Below are 13,275 nucleotides of genomic sequence, written 5' to 3'. Positions count from 1 at the left end.
AATGAAAACTACAGAACATCCATTAGACAATCCGGTTTGGAATGCTTTAGCAGAAACCCATCAGGAATTTGCCATTGCTTATGATGGTGTCAAATTTTACAATCCAGCGTATTGTCCCTTCGGTGGTTTTGTAGAACCGAAAAACACTGCCGATGCCGTAAAGCAATATGCGACATTGACAGAGAATTTCTTTATCGTTGGCGAAAAACCGCTTCTTCCCGCTTCCCTAAAAATTAATAAAGAGCTGATTTGCCTTCAAATGGTGATTGCCCGGAAAATTGATTTACCAATTGATGCTGAAATTGTGAAGCTTACCGCAGCACATAACGAAGCATTATGCGAACTGGTCAATCTGGTGCAGCCCGGATATTTCAAAAATAAAACCTTTTTACTGGGCGATTACTTCGGAATTTTCAAAGAAGGCCAATTAGTCGCGATTACCGGAGAACGCATGAAAATGAATGATTTCACGGAAATTAGTGCCATTATCACGCATCCGGACCACACCGGAAAAGGATATGCCAAGCAATTGATAACGCATGTGGTAAACGCTGTTTTTGATCAGCATAAAATTCCGTTTTTGCATGTGGTCGAAAGTAATACCGGAGCCATTTATCTCTATGAAAAACTTGGTTTTGTAACGAGAAGAAAAATAAGTTTCTGGAATATTGTTTAGTTTTTCAAACGAAATTCCAATCAAAAAATTCCAAATTCCAATAATCCAAATTCCAACAATCTAAAATCTATATTCTAAAATCTAAAATCAAAACTCATCCCAGCCAGCCATCGCGGTCTAAACTTCGGTACTGAATTGCCTCGGCAATATGCGAGGTAATAATCTTTGGAGCATCATCTAAATCGGCAATTGTGCGTGCTACTTTTAAGATCCTGTCGTAAGCACGGGCGGAAAGATTGAGTCGTTCCATTGCGGTTTTGAGCAATTCTTTTGATTGTTCGTCCAGTCCGCAAAATTCCCGAATGAGCTTGCTGCTCATTTGTGCGTTGTAATGAATATTTTCTATGGCTTCGAAGCGGCTGGTCTGAATTTCACGGGCTTTAGTCACCCGTTTTCGGATCTCAACGCTGCTTTCGGCTTTTCGGTCATCGGCTAATTTTTCGAAAGGAACCGGTGTCACTTCAATATGAATATCGATCCGGTCCAGTAAAGGCCCTGATATTTTGCTCATGTAACGCTGCATTTCGTGAGGCGAGGAAGTATTAGGCATACCCGGATCGTTAAAAAAACCACTTGGACTCGGATTCATACTCGCCACCAGCATAAAAGAAGACGGATAAGTGACCGTAAACTTGGCTCGTGAAATAGTAACCTCGCGATCCTCCAGCGGCTGACGCATTACTTCGAGAACATCCCGTTTGAATTCCGGCAGTTCGTCTAAAAATAAAACACCATTATGCGCCATCGAAATTTCACCCGGCTGCGGATAACTCCCTCCGCCTACCAGAGCCACATTGGAAATCGTATGATGCGGACTGCGAAATGGCCGCTGGTTCATTAACCCAACTTCTTTTAATTTTCCGGCAACACTATGAATTTTGGTGGTTTCCAACGCTTCCCGCAACGTCATGGGTGGTAAAATGCTGGGCAGTCTTTTGGCCAGCATTGTTTTTCCGGCTCCGGGCGGGCCAATCAGGATGATGTTGTGTCCGCCAGCAGCAGCGATCTCCATGCAACGTTTGATACTTTCCTGTCCGCGTACGTCCGAAAAATCAAATTCAGGGAAATCCAGTGTCTTATAGAACTCGGTTCTCGTATCGATCGTAGTGGGTTCCAGGGTTGCTTTTCCCTCAAAAAAAGCAATAACTTCCTGTAAGTTTTCAACTCCGTACACATCCAGCCCGGCAACAATCGCTGCCTCTTTTACATTTTGTTTCGGCAGAAAAAATCCTTTATAACCTTCTTCTTTGGCTTTTATGGCGATGGGTAAAGCTCCGATAATGGACTGCAGACCTCCGTCAAGCGAAAGTTCTCCCATGATGATGTATCGATCCACTTCGGGTGCTTTGATCTGATCGGATGCTACCAAAATTCCGATTGCCAGCGGCAAATCATAAGCCGAACCTTCTTTTCGCAAATCGGCAGGAGCCATATTGATGGTTATTTTTTTCCCGGGAAGCGAATATTCATTATTCTTCAAAGCCGCCGCAATCCGGTAGCTGCTTTCTTTGATGGCATTATCAGGCAAACCCACCAAATGATACCCGATTCCTTTATCTATATTTACCTCAATGGTAATCGTTGTGGCCTCTACTCCAAAAACAGCGCTTCCGTAAACTTTAATCAACATACTATTCTTTATTAAATATTTTTAAAACTAATTAAAAATATTTAATTTATAGCTTTTTTACTACAAAAATATTAATTATTTGAAATTAAGACCGATTTGATTTTTCACTTCTTCCACCATTTTACTCAAATCCAGACTGTTCTGATGCGACCACAACTTACTCTCGATTTGATGGTTTTGAATACAAGCATGACATTCCAAAGCTTCATGTGCATACCCTTTCCCTAAATTGGGCAAACTGAAAATTTCTTTCTTTCCTTCTTTAAAAACAGTATAACCATCCGCCATAAACCACGGGGCATTAAGTTCAATTCGGCCCTGATTTCCGCTGATAGTAGCTTTCATATCAGCATCATAAAGTATAGAAGCCTGTAAAACCGACTGCGCGTTTTCGTATTGTAAAAGCATAGTTGTCTGCAAGTCAATTCCGTTTTTATGAAGAAGAGATTTGGCTGTAATTTCTTTGGGAAGCCCTAACAGAACATAAGACAAAAACAGCGGGTAAACGCCAATATCGAATAAAGCTCCTCCGCCAAGATTTTTATCAAAAAGCCTTCCTCCTGCTGCTTCATCGGCATAAAAAGCAAAATCGGCCTGTATGCTTTTCAGGTCGCCAATTACGCCCTGATTTACTTTTTCCAACACTTCCTGAACAGATGGAATAAAACGGGTCCAGAAGGCTTCCATAAAAAACCTGTTGTGCTTCTTCGAAGCTTCAGTCATACGAACGGCATCCTGATAAGAGAGTGCCATTGGCTTTTCACACAAAACGTGTTTACCGCTTTCTAACGCTTTTATCGTTAATTCCGCATGGGAATCATGTGGTGTGGCGATATAAACAATCTCAACCTGATCGTCTGCAAAAAGCGCTTCATACGAATCATAGGCATTTGTAGAGTTGTATTTTTCGGCAAATTCAGCTGCTTTTTCCTTATTTCTGGAAGCCACTGCTGTCAACTCGGCATCATCCAGCAATAGCAAATCAGTCGCAAACTGACCGGCAATATTTCCGGGGCCAATAATCCCCCATTTTATTTTGTTCTTATTTGTCATAAAATTCTTTAAAGCCCTAAATCAAAGGATTACCTAATAATGTGTAAAATAAAGAAAAAACATTTTAAAAAAAACAAAAGCAGTATAACATATATTTCATATTTTTAGCATCAAATCATCAAATAACCTATGAAAAAAGCCTTACTCTTACTCTTTTTCTCTGTTTTTTTAACAAAAACACAGGCACAAAATTATTTCCCCGTTAATGAAAGCGTGCAGAACAAAACTAAAAATTACACTGTTTTTACGAATGCCACTATCTATGTTTCCCCAACCCAAAAAATCGAAAAGGGAACTTTACTGATTCAGGACGGCAAAGTAGTGGCGGTAGGAAATACCGTTTCCATCCCAAAAAACAGTATTACCATAGATCTTGAAGGAAAAACCATTTACCCTTCCTTTATTGATATTTATACCAGTTTCGGAATTGAAAAACCCAAAAGAAACCTAAATCCTGACGGCGACCGCAGTCCTTTGTACGATACCAAAAGAGTCGGCTATTACTGGAATGAAAGTATTCGTCCTGAATTAAACGGATACGAAACCTTTAAATATGATACCGCAAAAGCCGAAGAATTATTAAAAGCCGGTTTTGGCGTTGTCGGTACCCATATTTCTGACGGAGTGGCACAGGGAACCGGAGTGTTGGTAGCCCTGAATAACACAGAAAACAGCAAACAAATTATAGCAGACAAAATTACCAATCATTTCGCTTTTACCAGAAGTTCCCTAACCAATCAGGCGTATCCGAGTTCCTTAATGGGGATGATGGCCCTGCTGCGTCAGATGTATCTGGATCTGGACTGGTATAAAAAAGGGAATTCCGATACTAAAGATTTATCACTCGAAGCACTGGCGGCCAATGAAAAACTGGTTCAGATATTTGCTGCCGAAGATAAACTAAACAGCCTCAGAGCGGCAAAAATTGCCAAAGAATTTGGTTTAAACTACGTTTTAAAAGGCAGTGGAAATGAATTCGAAAGAATCGAAGAAATCAAAAATACGAAAGCCCAATTTATTATTCCGATTAGTTTCCCTGAAGCGTATGACGTTTCAAATCCTTACTTATCCAATCAGATCGAACTGGCCGATATGCGTTTTTGGAATCAGGCGCCTGCCAACCTTAAAGTGCTCTCCGACAACGGAATTGTTTTTGCCTTAACGACCGATAAGCTGAAGAAAACGGAAGACTTTAAAACTAATTTATTAAAAGCCATAAAATATGGTTTTGATAAAACGAAAGCTTTAGAATCGTTAACCACAATTCCGGCTGCGATCTTAGGAAAAAGCAATGAAATCGGAAGTTTAAAAACCGGGAGTTATGCCAATTTTGTTATTACCTCCGGTGAAATTTTCGATGAAAAAACCGTTCTATACGAGAACTGGGTTCAGGGAACCAAATATGTAGTCAATGATATCACGGTGAAAGATATTCGTGGTAACTATGACCTGACCATCGGAAATGATACGTATAAATGGAAAATTGACGGAACGCAAATAGCCCCGAAATCTGAAATAACGACGGTAGCCGCTGCAAAAGTAAACAGTACTTTTAACTTTTCTAAAAACTGGATTTCTCTGGTATTAAAACCAGGCGACACGATTAAATCTAATTTTACGCGTTTAACCGGATTGGTAGAAAAACCGGAAATCCTATCCGGAAAAGCAGTGCTTTCAGACGGAAGCGAACTGATCTGGAATGCGAAAAGAACAAGTCTTTTTACGGAAGTAAAAGATACGATTAAAGCAGAAAAACCAAATCCAATCCTTCCGACCACCTACCCTAACGTTGCTTTTGGGGATTCGAAAAAACTAACGGCACAAACCCTGCTTTTCAAAAATGCCACGGTCTGGACCAATGAAAAAGAAGGTATTTTAACGGAAACCGATGTTTTAATTAAAAATGGAAAAATTGCCGCAGTGGGCAAAAACCTTTCAGATCCTTCAGCTGTTATAATTGATGCCAAAGGAAAACATATTACGAGCGGCATCATTGACGAGCATTCGCATATTGCCATTTCCCGGGGTGTCAACGAAAGTGGTCACAACTCCACAGCAGAAGTTACGATTCAGGATGTAGTTAATTCTGAAGACATTAACATTTACAGAGATTTGGCCGGAGGCGTAACCATTTCCCAATTGTTACACGGATCTGCCAATCCAATTGGCGGGCGCTCGGCGATTGTAAAATGGAAATGGGGATCGGCTCCGGACGACATGTTATATAAAAACCAGCCTAAGTTTATCAAATTTGCTTTAGGGGAAAATGTAAAACAAGCCAATTGGGGCATTCAGAATCCAACCCGTTTTCCACAAACGAGAATGGGAGTTGAACAGGTTTTTACAGATTATTTTCAACGTGCAAAAGAATATGACGAAAGCTGGAAAACGTTTAATTCGGGTTCCAAAAAAGGAAAAGCGCCAAGAGTGGATCTGGAGTTACAGACCTTAGCTGAAATCCTCAACAAGGAAAGATTTATTACCTGCCATTCCTATATTGAATCCGAGATTTTGATGTTGATGAATGTTGCTGAAAAATTCAATTTCAGAGTCAATACGTTCACGCATATTCTGGAAGGATACAAAGTTGCTGATAAAATGAAAGAACATGGTGTCGGAGCGTCTACGTTTTCAGACTGGTGGGCTTATAAGTTTGAAGTGAATGATGCGATTCCGTTTAACGGACCGATCATGCACAATGCCGGATTAGTGGTTGCTTACAATTCTGATGATGCTGAAATGTCCCGCAGGTTAAATCAGGAAGCGGCAAAAGCTGTAAAATACGGAAATATCTCCGAAGAAGAAGCCTGGAAATTTGTTACACTGAATCCTGCCAAGCTTTTACATATTGACGATAAAACAGGAAGTCTTAAAACAGGCAAAGATGCCGATGTGGTCTTGTGGAGCGACAATCCTTTGTCTATTTATGCCAAAGCCGAAAAAACAATTATCGAAGGTGTTGTTTATTTTGATATTGAAAAAGATGCCGAAAAACAACTGTCTATTGCCAAAGAAAGAAGTCTCCTGATTGGTCAGATGTTACAGGAGAAAAATAAAGGAGCAAGCACACAGAAACCTGCCAAAAAAGAAAAAAAGGAGTATCACTGCGATACTTTAGAACAATAATAATGGCACCCTCAGCTAATTTTCAAAGTTAAAAACAGATAAAATGAAAAACAAACACCTCTATATATTGCTGCTATTGTCTTGTGCATCGCTTACCATAAATGCGCAACAAATACCGGCTCAGAAACAAACCAAATCAATTTTGATTTTAAATGCCACGGCACACTTAGGCAACGGAACTGTAATTGAAAACAGTGCCATTGGATTTAAAGACGGCAAAATCACTTTGGTTGCGGATGCCACTACGATCAGACTTGCTGCTGATGCGTATGATACCACCATTGATGCCAGCGGTAAACAGATCTATCCCGGATTTATCGCACCGAACTCTACCCTTGGTCTGGTAGAAATAGATGCCGTAAAATCATCGGATGATCAGGAAGAAATTGGGAGTTTTAATCCGAATGTAAGAAGTATTATTGCTTACAATTCAGAATCAAAGGTCGTTGAAACCGTGCGCCCTAATGGAATTTTAATCGCGCAGATCACTCCGCGTGGCGGCAGAATATCAGGTACTTCTTCTGTAGTGCAACTGGATGCCTGGAGCTGGAAAGATGCTGTTTTAAAAGAAAATGACGGCATTCATCTTAATTTCCCGTCTACTTTCAGAAGATCCGGATCGTGGTTTGAGCCCGGAATTGTGGAACCCAATAAAGATTATCCGAAACAGGTGGAAGAAATAAATGCTTTTCTGGCCAATGCCAAAGCCTACAACCAAACTGCAGCAAAAGAAAAAAACATAATCTTGGATGCTACAAAATACCTTTTCGACGGATCACAAACACTTTACATCCATGCAGATGAAGAGAAACAAATTACAGACGGAATACAACTGGCGGTTAACAATCAGATTAAAAAGATTGTAATCATTGGCGGGTTTGAAGCCTATAAATGTGCCGATCTTCTACAGAAATATAATATCGGAGTATTACTTAGACGTGTACATGATATGCCAACGAGTGATGATCAGGATGTAAACCTGCCGTATAAAATGGCTAAAATACTTACTGACAAAGGTATACTTGTTGGTCTTGAAAATAGTGGGGACCATGAGCGTATGAGCACAAGAAATTTGCCATTCCTTGCCGGAACCTGTGCTGCTTTCGGTTTAGACAAAGAGAAAGCTTTACAGTTAATAACCTCAAATACAGCAAAATTACTGGGAATTGATTCGAGCTGCGGTACCCTCGAAACAGGCAAAGATGCCACCTTATTTATTTCTGAAGGAGATGCTTTAGACATGAGAACAAATAAACTGACGTCAGCCTTTATCCAGGGAAGAGCCATTAATCTGGAAACTTTTCAAACAAAATTAGACGATAAGTTTAAAGCAAAGTACAATCAGAAATAAGCAGACGAAACATAAAAGTAAGGCGCCCATTGAGAAATCATTTGGCGCCTTTTTATTTGAAAAAAATCTACATTTTAAATAAGATCATTATAGATACCGATGTTATTACTCTTAAATTACGAATTATTATACCGACTTTATGTTAACAGAGCATATAAAAACCCTTTTATGATGATTTGAAGATTACTAAATTGTAAATTTTATATCTATTTTAACAAATACATGCAAAACAATGGGGGTTAAAATGAAAAATTAACAAAAATTAAACATTAGACTCTATTTTTTATAGGGGTGTCGAATGATTTTATATTTTTATCAAAAATTTAAAACTAAATAACTATGCGAAAAATTATTTTAAGTGTGATTCTTATCACTATTTTGGTACTAACCTTTGTCTCGAACTTCATCTTAACAGATAACCCGATACCTGCAGAAGCTGTAAAGTTTGATACAGGAGACACAGCCTGGATGATTGTAGCAACTGCATTTGTACTGCTTATGACACCGGGACTTGGATTTTTCTACGGAGGTATGGTAGGTAAGAAAAACGTTATCAGTACCATGCTGCAAAGTTTTATGGCCATGGTAATTGTTACTATTTTATGGGTAGTAGTTGCTTTCGGATTGGCATTTGGACCTACGATTGGAGGAATTATCGGAAACCCGCTTCCTAACTTATTCTTTCAGGGTGTCGGTACTAATACTGCATGGAGTCTTGCCCCAACAATTCCTTTCATGTTATTCGCATTATTTCAGGCTAAATTCGCCATCATTACACCTGCTTTAATCACAGGTGCTTTTGCAGAACGTGTTCGTTTCTGGGCGTATTTATTATTCATGGTTTTATTCATATTAGTTATATATGCTCCTTTAGCGCACATGACGTGGCATCCTGACGGAGTTTTCTTCAAAATGGGAGTATTAGACTTCGCCGGAGGAACAGTAGTACACATGAGTGCTGGCTGGGCTGCATTGGCCGGAGCGATCTTCTTAGGAAAAAGAAAAATTCAAAAAGTTAACCCTGCAAGAATTACCTATGTATTATTAGGAACAGGTTTATTGTGGTTCGGCTGGTTTGGTTTTAATGCGGGTTCTGCATTAGGTTCAAACGGATTAGCTGTACAAGCCTTAGGAACTACGACTGTTGCTGCTGCAGCTGCTGCAATGGCATGGGTTTTCCTTGACAAAATAATCGGACACAAATTATCAGCGCTTGGCGCTTGTATCGGTGCTGTTGTAGGTCTTGTTGCTATTACACCTGCCGCCGGTTTCGTAAGTATTCCTCACGCTATTTTCATCGGAGCTTTTGCTGCTATCGTAAGTAACCTTGTCGTAAGCAAATTCCCTAAAGGAAAAATTGATGATGCCCTGGATGTTTTTGCCTGTCACGGTGTTGGTGGAATGGTAGGAATGCTGCTAACAGGTGTTTTCGCCTCAAAAGCCATCAACCCTGTAGTTGGAGACAACCAAGGTCTGATTTTCGGAACGCCGACTTTGTTTATCAACCAATTGATTGCTTTAGTAGCAGTTTCTATCTTTGCTTTCGTAGGTTCTTACATCTTATTCTTTGTAGTAAACAAAATCACTCCTCTTAGAGTTACTGAAGAAAAAGAAGAACTAGGTTTAGATATCTCTCAACACGGAGAATACCTGTAAGAAATCTAATTTTTCAAACTAACAAAAAACAAAACAGCCCTCTGATTAAAACCAGAGGGCTGTTTATTTGAATTAAATTCAACCTGTATAAAGAAACTCGTTATTCTAAAATCTAAACTCTTTATTCTATACTCTTTATTCTATACTCTTTACTCTATTCTCTTTACTCTATTCTCTTTACTCCTTAAAATTCCCTATCCCCTCTTTCAGCCATTGCAAATATTCGTCAACACCAACATAACTGATAGTAGGTTTTGAAGTATTTAAATTTTTCCCTTCCAGATCCGTTATCACATATAAAGGCTGTGTATTCGTTTTATATTTTGAGATCATAAAATCGGTCCATTTATCGCCAACCGTAATAATTTCATCACCTGAAGCTGTTTTAATCTGTTCGTTTTTTGGCAATTCTCTTTTATCATCAACGTAAAGGGAAATCAACACCACGTCGTTTTTTAATATGGGTAAAATACGCTCGTCCGACCAGACATTATTTTCCATTTTACGACAGTTCACACAGGCATAACCTGTAAAATCCAGCATAATCGGTTTGTTTATGGATTTTGCAAAGGCCAGTCCGTCTTCGTAATCATGAAAAACCATTATGCCATGCGGCCCTAATTCCGCTCCTTCGGGCAAACCTTTTTCTGAACCGGCATTTGAAACACCTGAACCTCCTACACCAAGCGGACTTTCGCTATATTGCGGAGGTGGCGGGAAAGCACTAATCAGTTTCAAAGGTGCGCCCCATAGACCCGGAATGAGGTAAACGGTAAAAATCAGTGTAAGCAATCCCAGATACAATCTTCCCACAGAAATATGTTGCAGCGGACTATCGTGAGGCAAGGTAATTTTTCCGAATAAATACAAGGTCAGGGCTGCGAATATCGCGATCCAGATTGCTATAAAAACTTCTCTTTCCAGAAAATGCAATTGTAAAACCAAATCGGCATTGGACAAAAATTTGAAGGCCAAAGCCAATTCCAAAAATCCCAGAACCACTTTTACCGTATTCAGCCATCCGCCGGATTTTGGCAAAGAATTCAGCCAGCCCGGAAACATGGCAAACAACATAAAAGGTAATGCAAGAGCCAATGAAAAGCCTAACATTCCGATTACCGGAGCAATTCCGCCATTGGAAGCTGCTTCAACCAGTAAAGTTCCGACAATTGGGCCTGTACAGGAAAAAGATACAATCGCCAGCGCTAAAGCCATAAACAATATTCCTATTATCCCGCCTCTGTCAGCCTGCTGATCTACTTTGTTTCCCCATGAATTTGGAAGCATAATTTCAAAAGCTCCCAAAAATGAAGTAGCAAAAATAATTAATATCACAAAGAATATCAGGTTAAACCAGACATCTGTAGACAATGCATTTAAGGCGTCAGCACCAAATATTTTGGTTACAATCAAACCTAATATCACGTAAATAGCAATAATTGAGAAGCCGTAAAAAATGGCATTCCTAATTCCCTTTGCCCTGCTTTTGCTTTGCTTGGTAAAGAAACTTACTGTCATCGGGATCATTGGAAACACGCAAGGCGTTAACAAAGCGGCGAAACCGGATAAAAAGGCAATAAAAAAGATAGACCATAAGCTTCTTTGCGGAGCCTTAACCGGAATCTCTTCTTTATCGGGAGTTTGTGCAACCGCTGCTTTTGCTTTTTCCGATGCAGGAGCAACCACTGCTTTATCGATAGTATCCACAACCAAACCCGGTCGTATTGTCTCATCCAGTTTGGCTTCTGAAACTGTAGCAACGGCCTCCATTTTGAATGAGGACGGAACCAGAATCGAGAATTTTTTATTTGAATTGATACAAACTTCTTTACAAACCTGAAAGTCAAAATCTACATCAACTGTTTTCAGATTTGGATTTGTAATTATAATTTCCTGTTCGATATGCGCCTTACCTTCAAAGAAAGTTTCATTAACACCAAAAACATCATTAAAGGCCGTTTTTGTTTTTCCTTCTTTGGCTTTACCGACTAAATTATAATTTCCTTTCTGGTTTTTAAACACAATTTCCAAAGGAAGCGGGCCTCCGTCCGGCGTAAATTGGGAATACATATGCCATTCTTTTTCTATCGTTCCATCAAAAATCAGAACAGCATTACTTCCTGATTTCTTTTCGATTTTGGCAGTCCATTTTACCGGTTCAAGAATTTGGGCGTTACCTTTTGCAAAAGCAAAAATGAAAAATAACAAAAGTACAATGGATTTATTCCAACCATTTTTTGATGTAATCGTTTGACGGGATTGAGTAAAGTTCATTATTGTAGTTCTATTTTAAGTATTTTATTTGTAGTCTTTTCTATTTTAAAGCGTTCATCCTGACGAATTCCGACCACCCACACAATCTGGTTATCAGAACACAAAATCCAGGTTTTTTCTTTGTCTAACAGGGATAATTTTTCATCTTTAAAAAGTTTACCCACTTTTTTGGATTTTCCCTGCATACCAAAAGGATGAAAAACATCCCCTTCATTCCATTTACGTAAAACCAGGGGAAACCGGATTTTTTCTGCGTCCACAAAGATAACCCTATTTGAATCTATTGTAATGTCATCTACCTGACAAAGCCACAATTTTAAGGGAAAATTAACTTCTGAATCCTTTTCCGTAATTAGATATTCCACCTTTTCATCAGCCTCCGAAACCGGACTTAAAATCAATTTATCCCGGTCTTTTAACAATCTGAATTCGTCAGCAAGCACTTGTTTTCCGGACTGTCCGTCAACCAAATCATAAATATCATTCCATGCCGTAAATCCAAATTCGTTCAGCCATTGATACAGGTATGATTTATAATTCGGCAGCTTTTTAAGCTGATTCAGATCGAAATGAATATCCTCGCCCTCTTCTTTTGCCACCTGCTGGTAGATCATAATCGATGCATCTTCGACCATTTCCTGTGATTCCTGCAAAAAAGATTGTGTTTTTTGAAAGGCATTCAGAAAATTGGGACTGATCACTTTTAAAACCGGAATCAAATCATGGCGGATTTTATTGCGAAGGTATTTATTGGAAGCATTACTGCTGTCTTCCCGCCATTCTATATTGTTTTCCTCTGCATATTGCAGAATTTCGTCTCTGGAAAAAGGCAAAAGCGGACGAATAATTTTATCATTCTGCTCCGGAATTCCCGTTAATCCGTCAAGTCCTGTGCCTCGCGTTAAATTGATAAGAAATGTTTCGAGATTATCATCGGCATGATGTGCCGTAAGGATGTAATCGAACTTTTCGGTTTCGAGAAGCTCATAAAACCAGCTGTAGCGCAATTCACGGGCAGCAACCTGAGTGGAGAGTTTATAATCTTTTGCAAAAGCTTCCGTGTCAAATTGAGTGATAAAAACGGGAATATTATTTTCATCGCAATACTGTTGAACGAAGCTCTGGTCATCGAAACTTTCTACTCCGCGAAGTTGAAAATTGCAATGCAAAACAGCGATTTCATAAGGTAATTGCTTTAGCAGATGCAACAAAACCATACTATCCAGGCCTCCGCTAACAGCCAAAAATAGTTTTTTTTCTACCAAAAAGGGAAATTCTGAAATGAGATGATTTTGAAATTTTGAAAACATTCGATAAATGTAAAAAATTAAATTTAATCTATTTTTAAATGAAATGTTAAGCGTTGTTTTTTTTTGCCACTAATTGCACGAATTGGCACGAATTATTTATCATCATAGATTGAGCATATTTTTTGTCACGAATTGCACGAATTTGCGCTAATTATTTATTCACGCAGATTCTGCAGATTGGGCAGATTTTTTTTAAATC

General features: G+C 39.1%; 8 protein-coding genes. 4 read left to right on the top strand and 4 right to left on the bottom strand.

The features are described 5' to 3' along the window. The first annotated feature begins 1 nt into the window (after position 1). On the top strand, positions 2-676 hold the full coding sequence (locus LPB89_RS11880; RefSeq protein WP_230702012.1) for a GNAT family N-acetyltransferase: 675 nt from the start codon (positions 2-4) through the stop codon (positions 674-676). 94 nt (positions 677-770) lie between these two features. On the opposite strand, the gene LPB89_RS11875 is transcribed toward LPB89_RS11880, so the two are convergent. Together LPB89_RS11875 and LPB89_RS11870 are read right to left on the bottom strand one after the other, a co-directional pair. Then, a complete protein-coding gene (locus LPB89_RS11875; RefSeq protein ID WP_230702011.1) occupies positions 771-2,306 on the bottom strand; it encodes a YifB family Mg chelatase-like AAA ATPase in 1,536 nt (511 codons plus the stop codon). A gap of 75 nt (positions 2,307-2,381) precedes the next feature. Further along, entirely contained in the window at positions 2,382-3,359 is a 978-nt protein-coding gene (locus tag LPB89_RS11870) for a Gfo/Idh/MocA family protein (protein WP_230702010.1), read from the bottom strand. 129 nt (positions 3,360-3,488) lie between these two features. On the opposite strand from LPB89_RS11870, the gene LPB89_RS11865 reads away from it, so the two are divergent. From LPB89_RS11865 to LPB89_RS11855, 3 genes are all read left to right on the top strand, one after another. Then, positions 3,489-6,485 carry an amidohydrolase family protein gene (locus LPB89_RS11865; RefSeq protein ID WP_230702009.1) on the top strand — a complete coding sequence of 999 codons (2,997 nt, stop codon included), beginning with the start codon at positions 3,489-3,491 and terminating at the stop codon, positions 6,483-6,485. 43 nt (positions 6,486-6,528) lie between these two features. After that, positions 6,529-7,836 (top strand): amidohydrolase family protein, encoded by a 1,308-nt coding sequence (locus LPB89_RS11860; protein WP_230702008.1) that lies wholly within the window; start codon positions 6,529-6,531, stop codon positions 7,834-7,836. 339 nt (positions 7,837-8,175) lie between these two features. After that, positions 8,176-9,492, top strand: coding sequence for an ammonium transporter (locus LPB89_RS11855; protein ID WP_154342423.1), 1,317 nt, complete (start codon positions 8,176-8,178; stop codon positions 9,490-9,492). A 177-nt stretch (positions 9,493-9,669) separates the two neighbouring features. Here LPB89_RS11855 and LPB89_RS11850 read toward each other — a convergent pair whose 3' ends face one another. Together LPB89_RS11850 and tilS are read right to left on the bottom strand one after the other, a co-directional pair. Further along, a complete protein-coding gene (locus LPB89_RS11850) occupies positions 9,670-11,766 on the bottom strand; it encodes a cytochrome c biogenesis protein CcdA (protein ID WP_230702007.1) in 2,097 nt (698 codons plus the stop codon). Next, positions 11,766-13,076, bottom strand: a complete 1,311-nt coding sequence (gene tilS, locus LPB89_RS11845; protein ID WP_230702006.1) for a tRNA lysidine(34) synthetase TilS — start codon at positions 13,074-13,076, stop codon at positions 11,766-11,768. The genes LPB89_RS11850 and tilS overlap by 1 nt, the downstream gene beginning before the upstream one ends. Positions 13,077-13,275: the final 199 nt, after the last annotated feature.

It is taken from the genome of Flavobacterium sp. ENC (assembly GCF_020991415.1).
GTDB lineage: Bacteria > Bacteroidota > Bacteroidia > Flavobacteriales > Flavobacteriaceae > Flavobacterium.
The sequence above is the reverse complement of the archived record's forward strand: the minus strand, read 5'-3'. Positions and strand labels throughout refer to the sequence as shown.

Excerpts from the sequence above, each read along its gene's own strand:
- LPB89_RS11880 (WP_230702012.1), top strand. The coding sequence starts at position 2 with ATGAAAACTACAGAACATCCATTAGACAATCCGGTTTGGAATGCTTTA.
- LPB89_RS11850 (WP_230702007.1), bottom strand. The coding sequence starts at position 11,766 with ATGAACTTTACTCAATCCCGTCAAACGATTACATCAAAAAATGGTTGG.
- tilS (WP_230702006.1), bottom strand. The coding sequence starts at position 13,076 with ATGTTTTCAAAATTTCAAAATCATCTCATTTCAGAATTTCCCTTTTTG.
- LPB89_RS11865 (WP_230702009.1), top strand. The coding sequence starts at position 3,489 with ATGAAAAAAGCCTTACTCTTACTCTTTTTCTCTGTTTTTTTAACAAAA.
- LPB89_RS11875 (WP_230702011.1), bottom strand. The coding sequence starts at position 2,306 with ATGTTGATTAAAGTTTACGGAAGCGCTGTTTTTGGAGTAGAGGCCACA.
- LPB89_RS11860 (WP_230702008.1), top strand. The coding sequence starts at position 6,529 with ATGAAAAACAAACACCTCTATATATTGCTGCTATTGTCTTGTGCATCG.
- LPB89_RS11855 (WP_154342423.1), top strand. The coding sequence starts at position 8,176 with ATGCGAAAAATTATTTTAAGTGTGATTCTTATCACTATTTTGGTACTA.
- LPB89_RS11870 (WP_230702010.1), bottom strand. The coding sequence starts at position 3,359 with ATGACAAATAAGAACAAAATAAAATGGGGGATTATTGGCCCCGGAAAT.